The 24,358-nt window shown below is 65.2% G+C and carries 20 protein-coding genes; 15 read left to right on the top strand and 5 right to left on the bottom strand.

What is annotated here, in order from left to right; translation table 11 throughout:
• The first annotated feature begins 97 nt into the window (after window positions 1-97).
• The 6 genes from DBZ32_RS01465 to DBZ32_RS01440 all read left to right on the top strand — a co-directional run bounded on the left by DBZ32_RS01465 (window position 98) and on the right by DBZ32_RS01440 (window position 8,901).
• On the top strand, window positions 98-1,234 hold the full coding sequence (locus tag DBZ32_RS01465) for an NADH:flavin oxidoreductase/NADH oxidase (RefSeq protein ID WP_119165339.1): 1,137 nt from the start codon (window positions 98-100) through the stop codon (window positions 1,232-1,234).
• A gap of 435 nt (window positions 1,235-1,669) precedes the next feature.
• Window positions 1,670-1,912, top strand: a complete 243-nt coding sequence (locus DBZ32_RS01460; RefSeq protein ID WP_208539067.1) for a c-type cytochrome — start codon at window positions 1,670-1,672, stop codon at window positions 1,910-1,912.
• Window positions 1,913-2,001: 89 nt separating this feature from the next.
• Window positions 2,002-2,691: an SH3 domain-containing protein gene (locus DBZ32_RS01455; RefSeq protein WP_119165337.1), complete on the top strand. Its 690-nt coding sequence runs from the start codon at window positions 2,002-2,004 to the stop codon at window positions 2,689-2,691.
• A 195-nt stretch (window positions 2,692-2,886) separates the two neighbouring features.
• Entirely contained in the window at window positions 2,887-4,164 is a 1,278-nt protein-coding gene (locus DBZ32_RS01450) for a PQQ-dependent sugar dehydrogenase (RefSeq protein WP_208539066.1), read from the top strand.
• Between the two features lie 460 nt (window positions 4,165-4,624).
• Window positions 4,625-5,740, top strand: coding sequence for an efflux RND transporter periplasmic adaptor subunit (locus DBZ32_RS01445; protein WP_119165336.1), 1,116 nt, complete (start codon window positions 4,625-4,627; stop codon window positions 5,738-5,740).
• Window positions 5,741-5,742: 2 nt separating this feature from the next.
• Window positions 5,743-8,901, top strand: coding sequence for an efflux RND transporter permease subunit (locus DBZ32_RS01440; protein WP_119165335.1), 3,159 nt, complete (start codon window positions 5,743-5,745; stop codon window positions 8,899-8,901).
• A gap of 250 nt (window positions 8,902-9,151) precedes the next feature.
• Here DBZ32_RS01440 and DBZ32_RS01435 read toward each other — a convergent pair whose 3' ends face one another.
• Together DBZ32_RS01435 and DBZ32_RS01430 are read right to left on the bottom strand one after the other, a co-directional pair.
• The gene (locus tag DBZ32_RS01435; RefSeq protein ID WP_119165334.1) at window positions 9,152-9,520 is read right to left on the bottom strand and encodes a hypothetical protein; all 369 of its coding nucleotides are present in this window, start codon (window positions 9,518-9,520) and stop codon (window positions 9,152-9,154) included.
• A gap of 25 nt (window positions 9,521-9,545) precedes the next feature.
• On the bottom strand, window positions 9,546-10,121 hold the full coding sequence (locus tag DBZ32_RS01430) for a hypothetical protein (RefSeq protein WP_119165333.1): 576 nt from the start codon (window positions 10,119-10,121) through the stop codon (window positions 9,546-9,548).
• 153 nt (window positions 10,122-10,274) lie between these two features.
• On the opposite strand from DBZ32_RS01430, the gene DBZ32_RS22245 reads away from it, so the two are divergent.
• Window positions 10,275-10,457 (top strand): hypothetical protein, encoded by a 183-nt coding sequence (locus DBZ32_RS22245; protein ID WP_208539065.1) that lies wholly within the window; start codon window positions 10,275-10,277, stop codon window positions 10,455-10,457.
• 425 nt (window positions 10,458-10,882) lie between these two features.
• On the opposite strand, the gene DBZ32_RS01420 is transcribed toward DBZ32_RS22245, so the two are convergent.
• The gene (locus DBZ32_RS01420) at window positions 10,883-11,779 is read right to left on the bottom strand and encodes a LysR family transcriptional regulator (protein ID WP_119165332.1); all 897 of its coding nucleotides are present in this window, start codon (window positions 11,777-11,779) and stop codon (window positions 10,883-10,885) included.
• A gap of 109 nt (window positions 11,780-11,888) precedes the next feature.
• Between DBZ32_RS01420 and DBZ32_RS01415 the strand changes: the two genes are divergently transcribed.
• From DBZ32_RS01415 to DBZ32_RS01400, 4 genes are read left to right on the top strand one after another with little or no spacing between them, the layout of a single operon-like run.
• A complete protein-coding gene (locus tag DBZ32_RS01415) occupies window positions 11,889-13,280 on the top strand; it encodes an acyclic terpene utilization AtuA family protein (protein ID WP_119165331.1) in 1,392 nt (463 codons plus the stop codon).
• Complete coding sequence (locus tag DBZ32_RS01410; RefSeq protein WP_328587470.1) at window positions 13,273-13,680, top strand: AtuA-related protein; 408 nt, start codon at window positions 13,273-13,275, stop codon at window positions 13,678-13,680. The genes DBZ32_RS01415 and DBZ32_RS01410 overlap by 8 nt, the downstream gene beginning before the upstream one ends.
• Complete coding sequence (locus DBZ32_RS01405) at window positions 13,677-14,645, top strand: TAXI family TRAP transporter solute-binding subunit (RefSeq protein ID WP_119165330.1); 969 nt, start codon at window positions 13,677-13,679, stop codon at window positions 14,643-14,645. The genes DBZ32_RS01410 and DBZ32_RS01405 overlap by 4 nt, the downstream gene beginning before the upstream one ends.
• Window positions 14,646-14,669: 24 nt before the next feature.
• Window positions 14,670-16,562 (top strand): TRAP transporter permease, encoded by a 1,893-nt coding sequence (locus DBZ32_RS01400; RefSeq protein WP_119165329.1) that lies wholly within the window; start codon window positions 14,670-14,672, stop codon window positions 16,560-16,562.
• A 51-nt stretch (window positions 16,563-16,613) separates the two neighbouring features.
• Here DBZ32_RS01400 and DBZ32_RS01395 read toward each other — a convergent pair whose 3' ends face one another.
• Window positions 16,614-17,252, bottom strand: a complete 639-nt coding sequence (locus tag DBZ32_RS01395; RefSeq protein WP_162906506.1) for a TetR/AcrR family transcriptional regulator — start codon at window positions 17,250-17,252, stop codon at window positions 16,614-16,616.
• Between the two features lie 120 nt (window positions 17,253-17,372).
• Here DBZ32_RS01395 and DBZ32_RS01390 point away from each other — a divergent pair, with 120 nt between their 5' ends.
• The 3 genes from DBZ32_RS01390 to DBZ32_RS01380 all read left to right on the top strand — a co-directional run bounded on the left by DBZ32_RS01390 (window position 17,373) and on the right by DBZ32_RS01380 (window position 22,325).
• Window positions 17,373-18,611, top strand: coding sequence for an efflux RND transporter periplasmic adaptor subunit (locus tag DBZ32_RS01390; RefSeq protein ID WP_162906505.1), 1,239 nt, complete (start codon window positions 17,373-17,375; stop codon window positions 18,609-18,611).
• Window positions 18,608-21,751, top strand: a complete 3,144-nt coding sequence (locus tag DBZ32_RS01385; protein ID WP_119165326.1) for an efflux RND transporter permease subunit — start codon at window positions 18,608-18,610, stop codon at window positions 21,749-21,751. The genes DBZ32_RS01390 and DBZ32_RS01385 overlap by 4 nt, the downstream gene beginning before the upstream one ends.
• A gap of 217 nt (window positions 21,752-21,968) precedes the next feature.
• On the top strand, window positions 21,969-22,325 hold the full coding sequence (locus DBZ32_RS01380) for a carbonic anhydrase (RefSeq protein WP_162906504.1): 357 nt from the start codon (window positions 21,969-21,971) through the stop codon (window positions 22,323-22,325).
• An 87-nt stretch (window positions 22,326-22,412) separates the two neighbouring features.
• Here the strand turns inward: DBZ32_RS01380 and DBZ32_RS01375 are convergent, their stop codons facing one another.
• Window positions 22,413-23,042 (bottom strand): DUF6434 domain-containing protein, encoded by a 630-nt coding sequence (locus DBZ32_RS01375; protein ID WP_119165324.1) that lies wholly within the window; start codon window positions 23,040-23,042, stop codon window positions 22,413-22,415.
• A gap of 279 nt (window positions 23,043-23,321) precedes the next feature.
• On the opposite strand from DBZ32_RS01375, the gene DBZ32_RS01370 reads away from it, so the two are divergent.
• Entirely contained in the window at window positions 23,322-24,293 is a 972-nt protein-coding gene (locus DBZ32_RS01370) for a Bug family tripartite tricarboxylate transporter substrate binding protein (RefSeq protein ID WP_235829944.1), read from the top strand.
• Window positions 24,294-24,358 lie beyond the last annotated feature (65 nt).

Raw genomic sequence — 24,358 nt, 5'->3', positions numbered from 1 at the left:
AGACCTCATAACCCGGCCCACCAAGCTGTGACTTCAACCATAGGCCTTCCTCCTGCTACAGCGGTGAAAACACCCTGCGATAGGAAATCGAACAGCGATGGCCGAGCTTTTTTCTCCCTTCACCTTGCGCGATATCACGGTCAAGAACCGTATCGCCGTTTCTCCCATGAGCCAGTATCGGGCAAAGGACGGCCATGCGAACGGCTGGCACGCGGTGCACCTCGGCCGCTTTGCCCTGGGCGGTGCGGGATTGGTGTACGCTGAAGCGACAGCCGTCGAATCAGACGGAAGAAGAACGCACGGCGATCTCGGCCTCTGGCAGGACGCGCAGATAGACGGCCTGATACCGATCACCAAGTTTATAGGCGACGAGGGTGCGGTCTCCGGCATCCAGCTTGGCCACGCCGGCCGAAAGGCGTCCGAGCGACGGCCTTGGCATGGGGAAACGCCCGTCGACGACGAGGACGTTTCCGAACGAAACGAGGCTCCCTGGACAGCGATCGCCCCGTCGCCAATTCCCTATGCGGAGGGCTGGCCGGAACCTGTGGAGATGTCGGAGGCGGATATCGAGCGGGTGATCGCTTCCTTCGGTGAGGCCGCAAGACGCGCCCAGGAGGCCGGTTTCAAGATCGTCGAGGTTTATGCGGCCCACGGGTTTCTGATTCATCAGTTCTTGTCGCCCATTGCCAATCGGCGCAGGGATCGCTGGGGCGGAAGTGGGGAAAACCGCCGGCGGTTCGCCGTTGAAGTGGCAAAGTCCATTCGGGCGAACTGGCCGGAAGCCTATCCCCTGGCGTTCCGTCTTTCCACAACCGACTGGCTTGAGGGCGGGATAGAGGTGGAAGACGCAGTCGAGACCGCGAAAGCGCTCAAGACAGCGGGTGTCGACATGATTGATTGCTCGACGGGCGGCATCGGCGGAAAGGACCGGCCACGGCGGATGGTCATCGAGCAAGGCTTTCAGGTGCCCTTCGCCGAACGGATCCGAGACAGTGCCGACATTGCAAGCATGGCTGTCGGCTTCCTGTGGGATGCGAAAGTCTGCGAAGAGCTGGTCAAGGCCGGTAAGGCCGACATGATCGCCTTGGCGAGAGAACTCCTCGACGATCCGAATTGGCCACTTCATGCCGCGACGAAACTCGGGGCTCATGAGAACCATTCGATGTGGCCCATCGAATCAGGCTGGTGGCTGATGAAGCGAGACCGTCTCTTGAGCAAACTTGGTATCCGGTGAGGTCGAGCCGAGACTGTTTCCGCCTGCTTTGTCTCCGATCGTCCGGCCCAGGGTAAGGCAGAAATAGCGGAGGTCTCGGCGCGTCCCGAGCCGTCATGCCGCCGCCAGGAAACGGCGGGGCCAATATCAGTGGTTGCGTGGCCCCGCAACCAAATCAAACAAAACGGCCCGCCGCGGATCACGCCGGCGGGCCGTTTTGTTGCCTCAACACTCCGTCACCAACGTGCGGCGGAAGGCGCCAGCATAGCATCACTCGCGGCCCAAAGCGGCCATCGAGCGGAATTGACAGTCCATGAACCAGTCGTAGTCTCCACGTTACGTCTGTACATAAAAATCATATCGGATCGGGAGGAGAACTGAATGAAGAGGCTGCAATTGCTTGCGATCTGCGCGGCTGTCGCTCTAAGCGCATCGGAAGCTCCGGCTGGGGACGCCATGGCCGGAGAAGCGAGGTATGCGGAAACCTGTGTCACCTGCCACGGTAACGCGGGAAAAGGCATGGCGAGTTTCCCGGCGATTGTCGGCAGGGATGCGGACTACATCGCAGGTCGGCTGATGCAGTATCGCGCCAAAGAGAAGGTGGGGCCCAACTCCGCCATCATGATGTCCTGGGCCGATAAGCTGTCCGATGAGGAAATCGCCAATCTTGCTGCCTATATTTCGGTGACCTTTCGATAGTCCAAAATCCGACGCGGAGCCCGCCGGCGACACTATGGATGACCGAGACCCGGTACATTGCCTGTTCCGCCAGCGTGGGGAGACCGCCCATGCTTCGCATGACTTTCTGGGCCCTGGCCGTGGTCGCCGTTGCTCAGCACGCTTGGGCCCAGGATCAAGCGCCTAACGATGACAGCGCCGCCTCCGAGGCGAGCCTCGCTGCGCCCGATGAAGGTGGCCCGCGACGCTGGCAGGTGGCGGCCCCCGACGGGATAGGGATGCAAGCTTCTCCGGGACTGGATGCGCCCGTGATCGCGCTGCTTGCCGACGGCGCGATCCTCTCCAATCTCGGCTGCGAGCCCGCCGCCGGCGGCGTCTGGTGCAAGGTCCGCCCCCTCCGCGGGCGGGCCCGCGGCTATGTCGCGGCGACCTTTCTCCAGCCGGCGCGCGCTCCAGACGGGACCGTGCCGATGGGCGTCGACAACAGCGCGCTCCGGGCGACCCAAGGTGATTTCGATGCAGGCGGGATCCTCTCGTGTGCGCAGAGCCGCGGTCAGCCGATGAGAGACTGCGCGTTCGGTGTCGCGCGCGGCACTGGCGGCGATGCGACGGTTGTCGTCACTTTTTCCAACGGCTTCACGCGCAAGCTGTTCTTCGTCCACGGCCTGTTCATCTCGGCTGACGCCACGATGTCCGGCACCGGCTTCGATACCGACTGGCGAACGGAGGGCGACCTCCATTTCATCCGAGTCGACGACCAACGTTATGCGGTGCCAGTGGCCGCGATTGTCGGCGGCTGAGACAGATCGGACGGCACTTGCCCGCCCGCCATCTATTTCCTCAACAGCTTGGTTCGCACTGTCGTCGCGCGATGTTGAGCTCAGGCTGCCGATGCCCGCTGACGAAAGCATTTGAAGTAATTTCCGCCTGAGTTACGATTTTCCGGCCCCTACTCAGCTGGGGAAGAACCATAAAAATTATGGGAGGAACATAACGTGAAACACAATCCGACTCTGTGGTCGCTCGGTGCGGTCACGGCCTTGGCCATGTCTTCTACGCTCGTTTTCGCAGACGAACATGCCAGCGCGCCCGACCTCACGCACACCACGGTCATGTCCGGGCTGGATAGCCCGTGGGACATGGCCTTCCTCGCGGATGGAACCATGTTCTTTACCGAGAAATGCCGTGGTCTGTCGGTCCGGCTGCCCTCCGGCGATGTCAACGCCCTGTTGGGGATGACGGGGAGCGACGGCTATCCGAGCACGGCGGACGACCTGTTCTGCGAGGGCCAAGCCGGAATGCAGGGCGTGGCGGTTGATCCGGACTTCGACGATAACCGCTTCATCTATGTCTACTCGACGTCCAGCAAGACGGCGCCGGGCAGCAACCGTCTCATGCGCTTGACGGTGAGCGACGATCTCGGCGCCGTGTCGGATCGTACCGACATCATCGAGGACGTTCCTTACAAGCCGGAAGCCACCGATCATCCCTTTGGCGGCCCTGGCGCGCATAATGGCGGGCGCGTCCGCTTCGGTGCGGACGGTCACATCTATCTGACAACCGGCGACACCCATAACGGCGAGGTCCCGCAATCGCCGACGCTCCTCGGCGGCAAAGTGCTACGCGTCGACCGTGACGGCAACGCGGTGGCAGACAACAATCCGCCGGAAGGCTTCGACCCTCGTATCTTCACCTATGGCCACCGCAACGTGCAGGGCATCGCCTTCCGCCCAGGCGACGGTCAGCCGGTCGTGGCCGAGCACGGCCCCTGGCATTCCGACGAAGTTACCCTACTGATGAACGGCGGCAACGGCGGATGGGACCCGCGCCCGAACATGGCCGGCCGCGGCGATTGTCCTGTGAGCTACTGCGGTTACATGCCAAATCAGATGGACGGCATGGACCCGGCCGAACGGGTGAAATTCATGCCGATGACGGACACCGCTACCTACCCCGACGCGATGCCGCCGGCCTGGAACAACAATGGCCTTTCGCAGGGCATGTCCTCGGCCGCCTTTCTGAACGGTGAGCAGTGGGGCGCCTGGGAGGGCCGTCTGGTCGTCGGGATCATGGGAATCGGGTTCGGGGGAACCCCGCTCGACATGCGCATCGACGTTATCGACCTCGCGGAGGATGGAAAGTCCGTTGAAGACGTCACGACGATGTCCTTGCCCATGACAGCCGGCCGTTTCCGGTCGTTGGTTCAGGGACCTGACGGCAATCTCTATGCCGCGGTGGATCAAGGTGAAATCTATCAACTCACGCCGAACTAGGCCGGGCTCAGCCGCGCTGCTCAGGTGCAGCGCGGCTGAATTCGCGGAATGACCGGAGGTCCACACAAGGTACTAGTGCCCTGGTGTGCAATCGCTGCGCCGCAATGACTGCTGGTCGTCTCTCGCCGTGGTGCCAGTCAGGCGATTTCACGGATCGTCTTGGTTCTTCATGCCGCTGCAACGAAAATCGCAAAGCGCCCGGCCTCGCCACGATCTTCCTCTGTTGCCTGAACCTTGCCGTCAGCCGCTTCAGTCTAAGTATTAGGGTTGGACGGCAGCGAAGGCTCAGCGCCGAAACGTGCGAGGGTGTGAGAGCCGTCGCGTTGAGATCTAGATCACAGGCGCGCTCGGCTTTCCTTGCTATCTGCCGAGCTTTTCGGCATGGAGAACGCGTGTCCCTCAGCACGGTCGACGGGATACTCTCAGCACTTCGTATCCGCAGGCTGCGGAAAGGCTGTCGATGATGATGTCCTCGATCTTCGACGCAGTTGGGCATGTGGCGCGCCTCCCGCTTTTCCTGGCGCTGGTGGCTATCTCACCGCCGGCGGCTCTGGCTCAGAGCGAAGGAGAAGCCGCCCGCCCGCCCGCGTCCGTCATCGTCGCGCCGGCGCAGCGCGGAGAGATGGTCGATCGCATCGAGGCGCTCGGCACGACCCGGGCCAACGAGAGCGTCGGGATCACGTCCAGCGTGACCGACATCGTGCAGGAACTGCTGTTCGACGACGGGCAGACGGTCGAGGCCGGTGCCATTCTGGCGATCCTCGACAAGGCCGAGGAAGAGGCGGAGCTGAGGGCGTCGCAAGCCATTCTGTCCGAACGCCGCCTCGCCTTCCAGCGCGCGCAAGAGCTGGAGAGCCGGCAGTTCGCCGCCACCGCCCAGCTGGATGAGCGGCGGGCGGCGCTGCTGGAGGCGGAGGCCGACATCCAGGCGATCGAGGCGCGTATCGCCAACCGCGTCATCCTCGCCCCCTTCGGCGGTGTCGTGGGGATCCGCGACATCAGCCCGGGCGCGCTGGTGGAGCCGGGCGATCTCATCACCACTCTGGACGATCTCAGCGTCATCAAGCTCGATTTCTCGGTGCCCGCGGTCTACCTGCCGACGTTGGTGCGCGGTCTGCCGATCGTCGCCAAGGCCTCGGCCTTCGGCGGCCGCGAATTCACCGGCGAGATCAGCAGCATCGGCTCCCGGGTGGACCCGGTCACGCGTTCGATCACCGCCCGTGCCCTGATCCCCAACCCGGAAGAGACCTTGAGACCCGGTTTGCTGATGACGGTCGAGCTGCTCAAGAACGTCCGCCGTAGCCTCATCATTCCGGAAGAGGCGGTGATCCCGCGAGGGCGGCAGACCCAGGTGATGGTGGTCGACCCGGAGACTGAGACGGCCGAGAGCCGGGAGGTGGACCTGGGCGCGCGCCGGCCAGGGGCCGTCGAGGTCCTCAACGGACTGGAGGAGGGCGAGCTGGTCGTCACCCACGGCGCGCTGCAGGTCGCGCCGGGCCAGCGCGTCACCATCGAGGCGATGGAAACCGGTAACGAGCCGCTGAGCGAGTTGCTCGGCGTGGCGACGGACGGCTAGCCGTGGTGCTCTCGGATCTCGCCGTCAAACGGCCTGTCTTCGCCTCGGTGATCAGCCTGCTGCTGCTCGCCTTCGGCGTGATCTCTTTCGAGCGCCTGCCGCTGCGCGAGTACCCGGATATCGACCCGCCCATCGTCTCCATCGACACGGTCTATCCCGGCGCCGCCGCCAACGTGGTCGAGACCCGGATCACCGAGGTGATCGAAGATCGCATCGCCGGCATCGAGGCGATTCGCTCCATCGAGTCGATCAGCGAGGATGGACGCTCGCGCATCGACATCGAGTTCAACGTCGGCCGCGACGTGGACGCGGCGGCCAACGACGTGCGCGACCGGGTGGCCGGACTGCTCGACAATCTGCCGGATGAGGCGGACCCGCCGGACATCACCAAGGTCGATTCCAACGACGATGTGATCATCTGGCTGAATCTGGTCAGCGACCGTCACTCGGTGCTGGAGCTGACCGACTACGCCGAGCGGTTTCTGTCCGACCGCTTCTCCGCCCTCGACGGGGTCGCGCGGGTGCGGCTCGGGGGCGGCCTCAGCTACGCCATGCGGATCTGGCTCGACCGCAATGCCTTGGCGGCCCGCGGTTTGACGGTCGGGGAGGTCGAGGCCGCGTTGCGCGCGGACAACGTGGAGCTGCCGGCCGGGAGCATCGAATCCTTGGAGCGCCAGTTCACCGTCCGGGTCGAGCGGAGCTTCCTGACGGCGGAGGATTTCGGCCAGCTCGTGCTGGGCCGCAGCGACCAGGGCTACCTGGTGCGCCTGGGCGACGTGGCACGGGTCGAACTGGGCGCGGTGGAGGATCGCACCTTCTTCCGCGGCAACAGCGTGCCCATGGTCGGGGTCGGCATCATCCAGCAGTCGCAAGCCAACACCTTGGCGGTGGCCGAAGCCGCGCGCAACGAGGCCGCGCGTCTGGACGGCAGCCTGCCGGACGGCATGCAGCTGCGCGAGAGCTACGACACCAGCGTCTTCATTCAGGGCGCGATCGACGAGGTCTACAACACCCTCTTCATTGCCATCGGTTTGGTGGTCCTGGTGATCTACCTCTTCCTCGGCAACGTCCGGGCCATGCTGGTGCCGGCCGTCGCCGTGCCGGTCTCTCTGGTGGCGACCTTCATCGCCCTTTACGTCCTAGGCTTCTCGATCAACCTGCTGACCCTGCTCGCGCTGGTGTTGGCCATCGGGCTGGTGGTCGACGATGCCATCGTCGTGCTGGAGAACATCCACCGGCGTATCGAGCGCGGCGAGAGTCCGTTGGTCGCCGCCTTCCGGGGGACCCGGCAGGTCGGCTTCGCTGTGGTCGCGACGACCCTGGTGCTGATTGCGGTCTTCGTGCCTCTGGCTTTTCTCGAGGGCGAGATCGGGCGTCTCTTTTCGGAGTTCGCGCTGACCATGGCGGCGGCGGTCGCCTTCTCCAGCCTCGTTGCCTTGACTCTTTCCCCCATGCTGGCGTCCAAACTTCTGAAGCCCGGCAGCAGCCGGAAGACGCTGATCGCGCGGGGCGTGGAGCGCAGCTTCGCGGCGGTCGAGCGTGGCTATCGCCGCGCCCTGACAGGCACCCTGCGGCGACCGCTGGCGGTAGGAGTGTTCTTTCTGCTCGTACTGGGCGGCGCGGCTTGGCTGCAGCGTGAGATCCCCGCCGAGTTCGCGCCGCGCGAGGATCGCGGCGCCTTCTTCCTGCTGGTCAACGGACCGGAAGGCGCCTCCTTCGACTACATGACCGAGTACATGGACGAGATAGAGCGGCGTCTGACGCCGCTGACCGAGAGCGGCGAGGTGACGCGCCTGCTGGTCCGCGCGCCCCGCAGCTTCGGCAATATCGAGAGTTTCAACAGCGGCATCGTCATCCTGGTGCTGGAGGACTGGGCCGAGCGGCGCTCCGGCTGGGAGATCATGGGGGAAGTCCGTAGCCTGACCGCCGGCCTGCCGGGCGTGCGCGCCTTCCCGGTCATGCGTCAGGGCCTGGGCGGCGGCGTCGAGAAGCCGGTGCAGTTCGCGATCGGCGGCGGCACCTACCAGGAGCTGGCGGCATGGCGCGACATCCTGCTGGCGCGCATCGCGGAGGAGAATCCCGGACTGGTCGACCTCGACCACGATTACAAGGAGACCAACCCTCAACTCAGCATCGAGGTCGACCGCGACCGCGCGGGCGATCTGGGCGTCAATCTGGGCGACATCGGGCGCACCCTGGAGACCATGTTGGGGTCGCGGCGCGTGACCACCTTCATCGATGCCGGCGAGGAGTACGACGTGATCCTGGAGGGCGAGCGGGAGGTCCAGCGCACGCCGACCGATATCGCGAACGTCTACGTCCGCTCGGCCCGCTCCGGCGAGCTGATTCCCCTGTCCAACCTGGTAACGCTGGAGGCCTTCGCCGACTCCTCCACCCTCAACCGCTACAACCGGGTGCGAGCCATCACGCTCGAAGCCGATCTGGCCTCCGGCTACAGCCTCGGCGAGGCGCTGGCTCACCTGGAAGGCCTCGCGGCCGAGCATCTGCCGGACAGTGTCGTCATCGACTACAAGGGGGAGTCGCTGGATCTCAAGACCAGCGGCGGCTCGCTGCTCTTCGTCTTCCTGCTGGGGATCGCGGTGGTCTTCCTGGTGCTGGCCGCGCAGTTCGAAAGTTACGTTCACCCGCTGATCATCATGCTGACCGTACCGCTGGCCATGATCGGGGCGCTGCTCGGTCTCTATCTGACCGGCGGCAGTCTCAACATCTACAGCCAGATCGGCCTGATCATGCTGGTCGGCCTGGCCGCCAAGAACGGCATCCTGATCGTCGAGTTCATCAACCAGCGGCGCGATGAGGGCCTGCCCTTCGAGCGGGCGGTGATAGAGGCTTCGGTCGCCCGCCTGCGTCCCATCGTGATGACCGGGATCACGACCGCCGCCGGCGCCGTCCCGCTGATCCTCGCCTTCGGCGCCGGCGCGGAGACGCGCACGGTGATCGGTACCGTGGTCTTCTCCGGTGTGTTGGCCGCGACGCTCTTCACGCTCTTCGTCGTCCCCGTCGCCTACAGCGCCTTCGCCCGCCGGACCGGCGCCCCCGGCGACGTCGCCCAGCAGCTCGAGGCCGAGATGCAGGCCCCCCAACCCGCGCCGTCGGGCCAAGTCACGCAGTTCCCCACGGATCGCCCGGCGGCGGAATAAGCGGGAAGCTCCCTTTAGGGATGGAATCTTCATCCGCCAAAATGGCGCAATGAAGACATGCTCACCTGTCGGCGATTGCAGCTGCCGGATGGCGCTTCCCAGGACAGGGATCGAATACAGAGTATGCGTTTTTTCCCTACGGCGTCACCACTCCGGACATCCATGGCCTTGCTTCATGATGATGCGCGGTAACCCTGCCCACTTGGCACAGTTGGTGAACTGCACGCCCAGGCGCCCCCGATTGTGGCGATCAGTTGGTTTGGTGGCGGCAGGCTCGGACATGAAGTTCTCTATTTGAGCTGCGCTGCGCGAACCCAGGGTCCCGTTTGTCTCGTGCTGCGAGAAGGCCGAGCAGCAGCGAACCTCCGGTTGCGGCGGGCGCCTGCCGGGTCATGTCTCTGGCCGCGAGAGGTTCCGCTCCTTCCTCGATGAGGACGATGCCGAGCAGCAGCAGGACCAGAGCCTTGACCTCGATCGTCGCCACGAAGATCAGGGCCGATGCATCCAGGTTCAGGCCGATGATCACCGGCAGCGCCGCTTTCACGGTGATCAGTCCGGCCGAGATCAGGCTGACCAGGGTGAAGACCGTGCCCGGTCCGCTCTGCGTCACCATCATCATGACCGCGCCGCCCGCAGCTTGCAGGTTACCTGCGCTTGCCGAAGATCGGGACCAGGGTATTCACGTCGACACCCTTGTCGCGGTGTTCGCCACCCAGTTTCGCCGCGGACCAGGCGGCACCGGCGCCCAGCGCGGCAGCGGCAGCGCTGCTGAAGGCGAGGATCACGGAGATATTCGCCGTAAGATCCTGCACCGCCTCGGAGACTTCGATCGCGGCGCCTGCGGGAGCGGCGGTCGTGGCCAGGCTCGAGACAGCGGTGAAGAGAAAGGCGGAGCTGCCGATGGCAATGCTGGCCACGGCCCAAACCACCAACCCGTGGGCGCCATCGCGAAACTCCACCTCGTGAGCGGTGGCGTCGCCCCAGCCCCGTCTCATGCGTCCAGCCAAGTACCCCCCGGCCGCCGAACTCGCGAGCGCCACCAGCAGGATCCACAAGCCGGCGATCACCACGTTCCAGGATGGAGAGCCGTCACTGAGGACAGGATCGCCGACCGAAAGACCGGCCGTGGTTCCGAATTGAATGAGAAATGCGGAAATGGCGAGAGCGACAACCGAGCCGCCAAGCACGGCGCCCCACGAAAGATAGGACTTACCTGTCATCTGTGCCGACTCCGCGAATACTGGTGTCTCCAGTCTTGCATCTGTCATGGCTGCGGCTCATCGCAAACCGAGAACGGACAAGATAAACAAGACCACGACGATCAGGCCGACGAGGTAAATAATGCTGTTCATGTTCTTCCCCTCGGGATTGAAGTGCCGATTGTACGTGATAACGCGAAACCGCATCTTTGGTTCCGCGGCCGGTTTGTCTTGGGGGCCCGGCAGTTGGAAGGACTGGCGGCGCTGGTGGCATTCCTGGCGTCGGAGCCCGCGCGCGACATCACCGGAACGCAGATTCCGGTGGATGGCGGGATGCTGCGCATGACGCTTCTCTAGCTCGTCGAAGACTGCTTGGGACGTTACGCCTATCGCTCAAGAATCGTGAGAGGGCGTTTCGGATACACATCCTGTCGAGTCTTTAGAATTCCCAACCCACCTTTCAAGAGCGACATGGCGGTCTCAAGATCCGGAATGTCGGGAGGCTCGCGAAGCACGCTATGTCGAAAGTTCCGTTGGGTCTCACGTCGCTCTCCGTCTTTTGTGCGATGGCGGCGATTGCACTGGCGCTGTCGCCGGGTCCGCTCTATGCCTCCGGCACGCTGAACCTCTTGCCAGCCTTTGCCCTTCTCCTGGAGTTCGCGCCGCTCACCTGCGGAAGTTCATGGAACGTTTGGACGGGCGAACGGGTTCGGGGGACTGATTGCCGCCCATGATGTTTCCGTGGAAGCCCCGGACGGTCCCCGCCGGCGTTCCGGCTCTCGTCAAGACGTGCCGCCGATGGCGTCGCGGGCGGCGGCGAGCAGGGCCTGAGCGGCGACCGAGAGCGACCCCTCGGTCCGCGTCAGCACGCCGATCTCCCGGCCGATTTCCGGTTGTTCGAGTGGTACGGCCGATAGGCCGTAAACCCGCATCAAGGGCAGGCAGGCCTCCGGAACCGCCGTGAGTCCGCGCCCCTGCACGACGAGGGTGGCAGCGGTCGAGAGCTGTTCCACCTCGATCACCGGTCGAAGCTTCAAGAGACGCTCCCCGAGTGTGTCGTCGAGCGCCTTGCGGACACTCGAGGAGCGGCTCAGGGCGATGAAGGGATAGTCCTGCAACTCCGCGGAGGAGGTGCGACCGCCGCATCCGATCGGATGCCCCGGCGGATGCACCACGACGAAGCGTTCGCGCAGCAGCAGTTCGAAGGTGACGCCGCTGCCTTGCGGCGGACGGACCGACAGTCCGAAATCCGCCCGTCCATCGCGAACCAGTTGCAGGACGCGTCCCGCGATGACGTCGAAGATCTCCACGTCGATCCGCGGATGACGCTCGAGATAGTCGCTGAGGACCGCCGGCAGGTAGCCGGCTGCGATGCTGGGCAAGGCGGCTGCCGACACGCGCCCGCGCTCCATTGCGAAAAGGCTGCGCGCATCCTCCACGGCCGCATCCCAGTCGGACAGCAGCCGCGCGGCCGCCGGATAGAAGGTGGCGCCCTCCCGCGTCAGTTCGCAGGAACGGGCTCTGCGATCGATCAAGGGGCCGCCGAGCTGCTGCTCCAGGGATTTGATCGCCAGGCTCAGGGCCGGCTGCGACAGGCCGATCCGGTCTCCTGCCGCACGGAAAGACCGCAGGTCGGCGACGGCAACGAAGGCCTGAAGCTGTCGATAACTGATTGTCATTTGTTTTTCAAATTATCTATTCCGAAATTCAAATTTTACTTATCGGTCAGCCTGCGTCGAGATTGGTACCGATGCAAGGGTCAAGAGATGCAGGGGCCAAGAGGGAACGATGGCGCAGCGCGTGCTGATCGGATGCGGGGCGGGGTTTTCCGGTGATCGGACGGATGCCGCGATTCCCGTCGTGCGCGAACTGCGCCGCCGTGAGGAGCCTGCCTACCTCTTCTTCGAGACCCTTGGCGAGCGAACGCTGGCCTTGGCTCAACTGCGCCGCCAGGACGATCCGCACCAGGGTCACGAGCCGTTGCTGGAAGAGATGCTCGAACCGGTTTTGGGCGACTGCCTGAAGGCGGGAATTCCGGTGATCGGAAACTTCGGTGCGGCCAACCCCCGCGAGGCTGCGCGCCGCATAGCCCGTCTGGCGGTCGCTGCCGGTCACGGCGATGCCGCCATAGCCGTTGTCGAGGGCGACGAGGTCACGCATCTGGTCGAGAGTGGCGATCTGACTCCGCTCGGTCTCGACCAGGGGCTGCACGACCGCCCGCTGATCTGCGCGAACGCCTATCTGGGTGCCGAACCGATCGCGGAGGCTCTTGGACAGGGCGCGGAGATCGTTGTCACCGGGCGCGTTGCCGATCCCTCGATGGCGGTGGCGCCTGCAATGCATGCCTTCGGCTGGGACGCCCTGGACGCGGACCGCATCGCGACCGCGACGCTTGCCGGTCATCTGCTGGAGTGCGGCTCGCAAGTCACCGGAGGATACTACTGCGATCCCGGCTTCAAGGACGTCCCGGACCTGGACCGGGTCGGCTACCCGATTGCCGAGTTGACCCGAGACCGGAGCGTCACGATCACCAAGCCGGGCGATACCGGGGGGCTGATCTGCGAGGCGAACGTCAAGGAGCAGCTGCTTTATGAGATTCACGAGCCTGATGCCTACCTGACGCCCGATGTCGTGCTGGATATCACCGCTGTCGAGGTTTGGCAGAGAGCGGAGGACCGGGTTGAGGTGCTCGGCGCCCGGGGGCGGACGCGACCCGAGCGGCTCAAGGTCACGGTCAGCGTGGAGGGAGGCTGGCTCGGCGAAGGCGAGATTTCCTACGCCGGCCCCAACGCTCTTGCCCGCGCGCGGCTGGCTCTCGACATTCTGGCAAAGCGTCTGCCGCCGCATCTGCGCCTGCGCCGCGACCTGATCGGCGTGACCAGCGTTCTCGGTGACGAGGAGGGGCCGCAGGATGGAGCGCTGGACGGACGGCTGTTCGAGGAGCGCGACGTACGGGCCAGGATTGCGGTCGAGGCCAATACCTGGGCGGAGGCGGAGGCGGCGACGCGCGAAGTCACGGCCCTGCTGTGCTGCGGCCCGGCCGGCGGCGGCGGCGTGCGCACCAGCGTGCGCAGGCGTATCAATACCTGGTCCGCGACCGCGGCGCGCGCGGCGGTCGAGCGCGGAGTCCGCGTGACCCTCCTGCCGGCCCGGAGATGGCAGGATTCTGCCCGTGACTGAAGCCAAGACCGTAACCAAGACTGGGGCCGCACTGGAGCCCGGGCTGGCGGTTCCGCTTCACCGGCTCGCCCACGCCCGCGCCGGCGACAAAGGCAACCGACTGAGCGTCAGCGTCATCGCCTACCATCCAGACCACTACGATCTGCTGCGCGCGCAGGTGACGAGCGAGCGGGTGCGCGCGCTCTTCGCGGGACGCCGGCCGGGCCCGATCGCGCGCTACGAATTGCCCCTGATCGGCGCGTTGAACTTCGTCCTGGACGACGTGCTGGAGGGGGGCGTCAACCGAAGTCTCAATCTCGACAGCCATGGCAAGACCCTGTCGTTTCGCATCCTGGCCATGCCGATCGAGATACCGCGGGATCATCCCGCAGCAAAAAAAGAAATGGGAGGAAAGAGATGAAGCGTTTTTCAACGGCCGCGGCCGCGGCCTGCAGTCTGATGATCCTGGCCGGCGGCGTCGCGGCGCAAGACCGGGAACTGCTGATCGGCTCGACCTCGTCTTCGTCCAGCCACTACGGCTACTTCGTCGCGGTCACTCAGGTGATCAACGAGCATGCGCCGGGCGTTTCGGCCTCCGTCGTGGAAACGGGAGCGACGGTCGACAACCTGCGCCGCCTGTCGCGCGGCCAGATCGACCTGGGGCTGGTGACGACCAACATCGGCTATCATGCCTATGCCGGAACGAACGAGTTCGAGGGGCAGCCGGTCGACACCCGTTTCCTCTGGGTCTACACGGTCGCTCCTCAGAACGTGGTGGTGCGCAGCGATGCCGGCGTGTCTGAGCTGGCTGCCCTGGAAGGGATTCGCTTGAATCCGGGCATTCGCGGATCGGCGACGGAGGCCACGACCGAGGCCGTGTTCCGCACCCTGGGTATCGAGCTGGATTACGTGCGCGGCTCGACCTCCGACATCGTCGCGGCCGTCAAGGACGACCGGGTCGCCGGTTACGTCAAGTCGGGCGTCGGTAATAAGCTCGATGGGTCCTCGCTCGATATCGCGACCTTCACGGACATCCAGGTGATCGGTTTGACCGAGGCGCAGAAAGGTAAGCTGCAGGAGGCGATGCCGGACATCTCCGTGATCGGCGTACCCGAGGGGGCCGGGCCCGGAATCGCGGCCTACGATACCTGGGCCTTCGGCGTCGGCGTGGTGGCCGACCCGGATTTGAGCGAAGAGGCGGCCTACGAGATCACCAAGGCGATCAATGAAAACGTAGGTCCGCAAGCCAGTGCTTTCGGCTCGCTGAAGGGCCAGGACATCGGCGAGATGACGATGAGCCTGGCGACCGTTCCGTTGCACCCCGGTGCTCTGCGCTACTACCGCGAGGCCGGCTACGATGTGCCCGGCGGGTTGGTCGCGCAATAGGCCGTGTAGCGGACCTCGCGCGACATGGAAGGGTTCAGAGCCAAGGGAGCCGTCGGGCTGGCCGGGCTTCTCGGAGCGTTCGTCCTCTATACCTCGGCGGCCGGATCCTTCGAGAGCCTGGTGCAGCGGCCGGTGTTTCTCGCCCTCACGGTCTGTCTTGGCCTGACCCTCTATCCACTCTGGCCGCAGTCGCGCCTGCGGCCTCTGGGTCTCGTCCTGGATATCGCGGCCGCCTTGGCGACCGTCGCGGCCTGTGCCTACGTCGCGGTCAACTATCAGCGGATCATGGAGGATCTGCCCTGGGCGCAGCCGCACGACCTGGCCATGACGGCGATTCTCGTCCTGGTCGTTCTGGAGATCTCGCGGCGGGCCATCGGACTGGTATTCCCGCTGCTCGTGTTCGCCGGACTCGCCTATGCGCTACTGGGGCAGTATCTGCCGGGCGCGCTGTCTCATCGCGGCTTCGGTCCCGAGTTCGTCACGGAAACCCTGTTTCTCGGCGATCTCGGGATCTGGGGTCTGCTGGTCGGGGTGGCCGCAACCACGATCGCCGCTTTCGTCGTGTTCGGCGCACTGATCCTCAACACCGGCGGCGGGCAAACCTTCATCGATCTCGCCATGCGGCTCGGTGGCCGGAGCCCCGGAGGGGCGGCCAAGATCGCGGCCATCGCCTCGGCCCTGTTCGGCATGATGAGCGGCAGCGCCGTGGCGAACGTCGCTACCACCGGCAACTTCACCATCCCGCTCATGAAGCGGCTCCGCTACCCGGCTCCCTTTTCCGGCGCCGTGGAGGCGGTCGCCTCGACCGGTGGTCAGATCACGCCGCCGGTGCTGGGCGCCGCCGCCTTCGTCATGGCGGAGATACTGGGCGTCGGCTACACGGTCATTCTGTTGGCTGCGCTGATCCCGGCCATTCTGTTCTTCGCCGGCATGTTCCTCACCATTCACGTGGCCGCGGTCCGCCAGGGTCTCGGGCTCGTTCCCGAAAGCGAGATGCTGCCCTGGCGTGAGATTGTGCGCCTGCCGCGGATCCTGCCGCTGGTGGCGGCGCTCGGCGGGCTGGCCGGCGGTATCTTGACGGGCCATTCGATCCAGACGGCGGCTTTCTACGGGATCGTCGGTCTGACGGCGGCCTTCCTCGCCTTCGCCTTGCTGGAACGGCGGCCGGCGCGTGAGGTCGCCGGACAGTTGATGCGCGGTCTGGTCGATGGCGGGCGCGGACTGGTCATCATCGGTGTTCTGCTCGCCGGCGCGCAGATCCTCGTCTCCATGATCAACCTGACGGGCGTGGGGGTGGCGATCTCCAGTGCGGTCGCCGCCGTGGCCGACGGCCATGTTCTGATCCTCGCGGTGATCGTGGCCGGCGTGTGCCTGGTGATGGGCATGGGCATTCCGACGACGGCGGCTTACGTGCTGGTCGCTGCCGTGATGGCGCCGGCGCTGATCGCGACGGGCGTCCCGGAACTGACGAGCCATATGTTCGTCTTCTACTACGCGACCCTGTCGGTGATCACGCCGCCGGTCTGCGTCGGCGTTTTCGTGGCGGCCGGCATCGCCCAGACGAGCTGGACCAGGGTCGCGCGCGAAGCCCTGCGACTCGCCAGCGTGGCCTACGTGATCCCCTTTCTTTTCATCGTCTATCCCGGCGTCCTCGGCGATGGCGGTGCCACGGCCATTCTGCATGCCCTCTTGACCGGCGGTGTGTTCGTGGTCAGTGCCGCCCTGCTGTTCGGCGGTCAGGTCGTCAGCGGAGTTCCCTGGATCGACCGGGGACTGCTGGCGGCCGCCGCCGTCCTTTCCCTGGTACACGACTGGATGTCGAGCCTGGCGGCGCTTGTGCTGCTCGCCGCCGCCGTCGGTGTCGCGGTCATGCGGGTGAATCGCGGCAAACGAAAGCCCTCGCGCCCCGCGCCCTGACCGGCAGCGCTTCCTGCAAGTCTCGTGAAACGTGCCGCGCGGAGGCCCGTTTCAGACAGTGTCGGGTCTTGCGATGCCGCGCAGGAAGATCTCGGCAGCGACGGACAGGTAGGTCTCGATGTCTTCGGGGTCGATCTGCGTGTCGATATTCAGCAGCATCCGTTCGTGGGAATAGCCGGCGATGAGCTGGAAGAACCCCTCGGCCGCCCGGCGGCAGTCGAACTCACGGAACTCCCCCGCTTCGATCCGCGTGCGAAGATAGCTGGAGAGCAGTTGCGCCGCTGGCTGGTGCCCCGACTCGTAGAAGACGCGGCCGAGATCGGGAAAGCGCGGCGCCTCCGCGATCACGACCCGGTAGAGCTGGACACCCTCCGGCGAGAGAATGACGTCCAGGAACATGCGGCCCAGGTCGACCAGGGTCTCGCGCGTGTCGCGGTGGCGGATGCCCGCCTCCCGCAAGGGCGTCAGCAGGGACGCGCACCATTCCTCGACAATCGCGCCGAACAGCGCCTCCTTGCTTGGGAAATGGGCGTAGAGCGTCCGTTTGGAGACACCTGCCTCCGCGACGATATCGTCGATACCGGCCAGGCCGAAACCGTCGCGCATGAACACATGGGCCGCACCGTCCAGAATCGCGCGGCGTTTCTCGGGCCGCAGGCGGCTTGTGCGTTCGGGCTGCGGCTTTTCCATTGATTGCATCACTTCTGATCCGTATATGGCTCGGCAACGTAGGTAAACAAGACTGTTCTGTTTACATCGGAGGCGGTGATGGCTCATGTTGGTCGGAGATCTTGGACGAAGCAAAGGCTTATGGTCGCCGGCCTGGTCGTCCTACTGGGGTCCGCCGTCGTCTACGGGGCCTACGCGCTCGCCGCCAAAGACCCGGATCGTGAGACCGATGCGGCGCGGACGGCCGTGAAGACGGAGGATGCGGCGCAGCTCGATACGCTCGGCCCGCACGCCGAGATCGTTCGTCCCGCCGCGGTGATCGAGGTGACGGCCCAGCGGCCGATCCAGGTGCGGGCCCTGCCCGGCACCCTGCATCCGGCCCGCGCCTCCCGTTTGGCTTTCCGCGTCGGTGGGCCGCTGATCGATCTGCCGGTGGAAGAGGGCGACCTGGCCGTCGCCGGGAGCCTGCTGGCCGAGATCGATCCCCGCGACTTCGCGCTGGCCGTCGCCGAGTTGGAGGCGCGCCTGAAGGCCGCGCAGGCCGCGCGGCGGCTCGCCGTGCTGCAGCACCGGCGTCAGGCACAGCTTGTGGAGCGCGGTCACACGTCGCGCGCCAACCTGGACGAAGCCATTGCGGAGCGGGACCGCACGGCGGCCGAGACGGCTTCACTGACCCAACAACTGGCGACGGCACAGGCGGCGCTCGACGATACGCGCCTGATCGCGCCTTTCGACGGCCGCGTCGCCCGGCTGCATGTCGAACAGCACGACTACCTCTCGGCGCGACAGACGGCGATCACCTTCCATGACGTCTCGGGCGTCGACTTCGTCGTGGATCTGCCGGAACGCATGGTCGCAAGGCTCCGGCACCTGCAGGGCATCGAGGTCGAGCTGTCGGATACGCCGGGAGAGAGCTACCGCGCCACGATCCGGGAGATGGCCTCGGAGCAGGCGGCCGAGACCGGAACCTACCGGACGACCCTGCGCCTGTCGGGGGTCGAGAGCGTCCCGCCCTTGGCCGGTCTCTCAGGGACGGCTCATCTTATGTTTCTGGACGCGGCCTTCCGCCGGTCGGGAGAGATCGCGCTGCCCAGCAGCGCCATCTTCCCTGGTGCGGAGGGCGGCGATCGGGTCTGGGTGGTCGAGGGTTCTCCCGCGAGGGTCGCTGCGCGTCCGGTCTCCGTTGCGGCCGTTGAGGGAGACCAGGTACGCATCGTGGCGGGCCTGGCGAACGGCGAGCGCATCGTGGCCTACGGCGTGGATTTTCTGCGCGAAGGGCAGGCCGTTCGGCCGCTGGGGACGGCAGGCGATCCGGACGGAGGCTCGCAAGGAGACGTCGAGGGAGGTCACATCGCCGCGCGCGGGGCGGCGCGACCATGAGCCGGTCCGAGACGGGGCCCATGAATCCCGCCAATCCCGCCGTCTTCGCGATCCGCAACCGGACCTTCACGCTCTTCATGGTCGCGCTGATCGCCGTGCTGGGCGCGCAATCCTACTTCAACCTCGGTTGGCTCGAGGATCCCGAGTTCAGTATCAAGACCGCGACGGTCTTCACGGCCTGGCCCGGCGCCTCGCCGATGGAGGTCGAGCGCCAGGTCACCGAACGTATCGAACGCGCCGTCCAGGAAATTCCCGAACTCGATCACGTCCGCTCCTTGTCCCGCGCCGGAGCGTCGGTCGTCTTCGTCGACATCGATACCCGCTACCGCCAGGACGAATTACCGCAGATCTGGGACATGCTCCGGCGTCAGATCGACGACGTCCAGGCGGAGCTGCCGAGCGGTGCGCTGCCCTCGCTGGTCAATGACGACTACGGCGATGTCTATGGCGTGGTACTCGCGATCTATGCCGACGGGATGCCCTTCGTCGAACTGGCGGAGTATGTCGAAGAACTTCAGCGCGAATTGCTTCTCGTCGAGGGCGTGTCGCGCGCCGTCTTCTGGGGCGATCGTCAGGAGACGGTGGAGATCACCGTCTCTTCCGCCCGTCTCCGCACGCTCGGCTTGACCAGCGACGATGTTTTGGCCGCGCTCTCGACTCAGAACGAGATCGCCGCTTCCGGTTTCGTTCAGTCGGGGCCGGAGCGATTTCGGGTGGAGACGACCGGCACCTTCGACGCGGTCGCGGATATCGAGAGCCTCGTGGTCGGGCGGGCGGCGGGCGACCGTCTGATTCTCCTGCGCGACATCGCCGACGTTCGGCGTACCTTCGCAGATCCGCTGGAGCAGATCATGCGCTTCAACGGCTACGATGCCATGGCGATCGGGCTGTCGCCGGTGCCCGGTGCCAATATCGTGCGCATGGGCGAGGCGGTGCGTGCGCGGTTGGGCCAGCTTGAGGCCGAACGGCCGGTCGGTCTGGAGATCGGTGTGGTCAACGACCAGCCCCAGATCGTCGATGCCGCGGTTCAGTCTTTCGTCACCAACCTGACCGCCGCCGCCGCCATCGTCCTGGCCGTCGTCTCGCTGCTGATGGGGCTGCGCGGCGGTCTCATCGTCGGCTTCGGTCTCGTTCTCACCATCCTGGCGACCCTGATCGTCATGCGTATCGTCGGGATCGATCTGCAGCGCATGTCGGTGGGTGCGATGATCGTCGCGCTGGGCATCCTGGTCGACAACGCCATCGTCATCACCGATTACATGCTGATCCGCATGAAACGCGGCGCCAGCCGCATCGACGCTGCGGCGCGGGCGGTCCGCGATCTCGGTTGGCCCCTGCTGGGGGCGACGGTGGTAGCCATTGTGGCCTTTCTGCCGATCTTCCTGTCGCCGGACGATACGGGGGAGTACTGCGCCACTCTATTCCTGGTGATGGCCATCTCGCTGTCGATCAGCTGGCTCTTCGCCGTCACGGTGACGCCCGTGCTCTGTCACATGCTGCTCAAGCAACCCACGGAGGAGACGAGCGATCCCTTTTCCGGGCGGCTCTTCTCGCTCTACCGGCGTATCCTTCACGTTTCCCTGGGGCGACGCTTCCTGGTCCTGAGTCTGATGGTGGGGCTGGTCGCCCTGGCCGGCTACGGTTTCGGGTTCGTCAGTCAGAATTTCTTCCCGAGCGCGGACCGTTCGGCTGTCATGCTCGACTACTGGCTGCCGGAGGGCGCGCGCATCGACGACGTGTCCGAGGATCTGCGCGAAATCGAGGGGCATCTTCTGCAGCTGGACCCGGTCGTCAGCGTCTCCACCTTCGTTGGTGCCGGGCCACCGCGCTTCCAGCTCGCGCTCAATCCGGAGATTCCCTTCCAGAGCTACGGCCAGATCATCGTCGAGTTGGAGACCAAAGAGCAGATTCCAGGGTTTATCGCCGCCACCGACCGTTATCTGGTCGAAACCTTCCCGCAGGCCGAGCCGCGCCTGCGTGTCTTCCCGCTGGCCACTCTCGAGACCTTCAAGATCGAGGCGCGCTTCAGCGGACCGGACCCGGAGGTTCTGAAAGGTCTGGCCGCGCAGGCCATGACGATTCTGGCTCAGGAGCCGGGCGCGAAGTACGTCCGCAACGATTGGCGCCAGATGACGCGCTCGGTCCAGCCTGCCTTCGACCAGGCGAGAGCGCGTCGCGTCGGCGTCACCCGCGAAGACGTGGCCGCAGCCCTCTCTCGTGTCACAGACGGTGCGAAGGTCGGCACCTACCGGGAGGGCGACGATCTGCTGCCGATCGTCTGGCGCGTTCCCGCCGACGAACGTCACGACGTCGGACAGCTCGAGCAGGTGCTGGTCTATCCCGGCGGCGGCGGCGACGGCGTACCGCTCGGTCAGGTCATCTCCGGTATCGAACAGGTCTGGGAACAGCCGCTGATCTGGCGGCGGGACCGCCAGCGGACCGTCACGGTGCAGTCGGATCCTCAGGGCATGGAAGCCTACGAACTGCAGTCCCGCGTTCAGCCCGCAATCGAGGCCGTTCCCCTGCCTCAGGGCTACAAGTTCGAATGGGGCGGCGAATACGAGGCCTCGGTGGACGGCCAGACCAACGTCAACGCCATGGTCCCCATCGGCATGATCATCTCGCTGATCGTCCTGGTGGCCCTTTTCAACGGGCTGCGCCAGCCGATCATCATCTACATGACGGTCCCGCTCTGCATCGTCGGCGTGACCGCCGGACTGCTGGCGACCGACCAGCCTTTCGGTTTCATGGCGCTGCTGGGTGTCTTGAGCCTGCAGGGCATGCTGATCAAGAACGGCATCGTCCTGGTCGATCAGATCGAAAGCGGCATCCGCGAGGGTCTGGAGCCTTTCGAGGCCGTTGTCCAGGGCGCCGTCGGCCGCCTGGTGTCCATCGTGATCGGGGCGATGACGACGGCCCTGGGTCTGATTCCGCTGCTGTTCGACACTTTCTTCAAGGCCATGGCCGTGTCGATCATGAGCGGCCTTATCTTTGGCACCGTGCTGACTCTGATCGTATTGCCGATCCTCTATACCTTGGCATTCAGGATCAAACCGGCGAAGCGCGCCTCGCCGCCGCAGCTTCGGACCGGATCTCGGCCCGAGGCTGGGTCCAGCTTGGCACCAGGAATAGAGGTTTAGGCGTGTCCATGGCGAAGCCTTCGTCCAAAGATGGAAGAACCCCAACTGTGAACTCCATCACAGACGCGGGCCTGTTTGCTCGCGAAACTGTGAATACGGTCTCGGATAAAGGGTAACACCGGTTGTGCTGCCGATCCGCCGTTTCGCGATTTTAATCGACTGTGAAACGCCGCTCGAACTGCCGAAGTTCGTAGGCTTGGCCGAAGGCGACCCGCAAATGATCGACAGCGTCCGGACTCACGCCAACGACGATACGATCCAGTCGCTCGTCACCTCGCACAAGCAGCTGGGAACCCGCGATCTGTTCGTGGTGCGCCAAGCGGATTCTCGCGAGGAGGCCGTGGACGAGGTCATGCATGCCTTCCTGGCCGAGAGCCTGAACGTCGAGCAGAACGACACTTCTGGTTTTGCAAAGGGGCAGGAAGCCGATTGGCTTACGCTATCGGACCCGACCGCCGCGGTCGCCGCGGATATCCTCCGCATCCGCAGTCACCCGGACATGCCGGACGACGCGCGGGTCCATGGTTACCTCTACGACCGCAATGGCGAACGCTTGATCCGGCTCGATATCTGACCTCGATATCCGCCGCCGCGAGTCCTCTCCGGTTGTGCGTTAAAAAGCCGCCCAAGCGTCCTTCGGGATGCCTGGTACGCGTTCCCGTCACTCGGACAGTGCATCGAGGTCCGTCGCCTCGTAGCGGGCCGGCCCGCGGCGTTTTCGCTTGGCTAGCCAGCAGATCCGCGCTTCCGTCATACTGCGGCTCGGATTGGCATCGAAGAAATCGCGCAGATAGCGATTGTACTGGTTGCTTGCGGGGATAGCGGTCTTTTCGCCCTGCCTGCGGCGCCGCTCGATCCGGAGCCAAGCCTCCACCGCGTCGGCCATCGTTCTCCCGCAGTTGTCTCGCATCCAGTTCATGAAAGCGATGTTGAAGCGGAAGCGCGCCCCGATCTGCGCTCGGAAAAAGGCGCGTACGTTCGGGCCGTTCGTGTAGCTGTCGGTGATCACGGTTTCGGGCGTGATCTCAAGGTGGGCCCAGTTGATGCGGGAAGCGCGCCGCCCCGGTTGCCTGTCATGACCAGGTGTTTGCGGTATGTCCCGTTCCCCCGTGTCCAGGTGGTGGACGATGCGCTCGGCGATCTCCGCCTTCGACCCGGCGCAGCGCAAACCGTGGTTCCTGCAGAAGATGATCAGCTCGGACTTCAGCCAGTACCAGTCGCGGAAGCTAGCCGAATCCGCGATGCGATCGAGGTCGGGGCGGATCTCCGGTTGGGTTTCGGAAGCGCGCATCGGGTTACTCGTCATCTTTTCAGGCAAAAGCTATGTCCCGCTCCGCCGCAGCCAAGGTTTTGTCCGCCGGCCCGATCCGGGTCGCGGCGGTGGATGATCGGGCCGGGAAATGCTTGCGACGGCGGCGACCCCCTTTTTACCTCACGGAAAACCGGAGCTAGGGCTTGCGCGCCGCGCCGCTCGGTGGCCTTCTTACGGCCTGGAAATCACCTTCTGGTGGTAGACACTCGACAAGTCGGGCAGAGTTCCGGCCAACGACCAATTCCTAGGGAGGATGGGGTGACAGTCTTTAAAAAAGCAGCTTGCGCCACTGCGCTCTGCGCGGCGGTATCGTTCGGCGCGGCTCATGCTCAAGACCAGGTGGTCGAGCAAATCCATTTCCTGGTTCCCGGCGGCGCCGGCGGCGGCTGGGACGGAACCGCCCGCGGCACGGGCGAGGCTCTGACGAAGTCCGGGCTGGTGGGGTCGGCGACTTACGAAAACATGTCCGGCGGTGGGGGCGGTAGAGCCATCGCCCACCTGATCGAGGTCAACGATCCCGGCGTCATGATGGTGAATTCCACGCCCATCGTGATTCGGTCGCTGCAGGGCGTCTTTCCTCAGTCCTTTCGCGATCTGACGCCCGTCGCCGGCACCATCGGCGACTATGCGACGCTCGTCGTGCATAGCGACTCGGACATCGAGGGTTTCGCGGAGTTGGTGAGCGGGCTGGAGGCGGACCCCTCAAGCGTCGCCATTGGCGGCGGATCCGTCGCCGGCGGCATGGATCACCTGGTCACGGCCCTGATCATGCGGGCGGCCGGCGTCGATCCGACCTCCGTGAGATACATCCCCTATGACGCCGGCGGCAAGGCTATGGCCGGTCTGCTGTCCGGCGAGATCCAGGCGCTCTCGACCGGTTTCAGCGAAGCGATCGAACTGGCGCGGCAGGGCGAGGTTCGTATTCTCTGCGTGACCTCCCTGGAGCGCCTCGACGCCTCTGCCGAGACGCCGACCTGTGACGAGGCCGGCGCGCCCGGGACCGAGTTCGTCAACTGGCGCGGTTTCTTCGCCGCCCCGGATATCTCCGACGACCAGGCCGCGGCCTACCGCCAGGCCTTCGAAGCGATGTACGAGACCGAGGCCTGGGTTGAGGTCCGCGATCGCAACGGTTGGGTCGACATCTTCAACGGCGGCGAGGACTTCACCGCTTTCCTCGAGGCTCAGGAGCAGCAGATCGGCGACCTGATGCGCGAACTCGGCTTCCTGTAACCGCCTAGCGTTTCGGTGACCCGTGGCCTGGCGACCCAGGCACAGGTCACCGACTCGGAGAACGA

This window comes from Algihabitans albus (assembly GCF_003572205.1).
In the GTDB taxonomy this organism is placed as follows: Bacteria; Pseudomonadota; Alphaproteobacteria; order Kiloniellales; family DSM-21159; genus Algihabitans; species Algihabitans albus.
The sequence above is the reverse complement of the archived record's forward strand: the minus strand, read 5'-3'. Positions and strand labels throughout refer to the sequence as shown.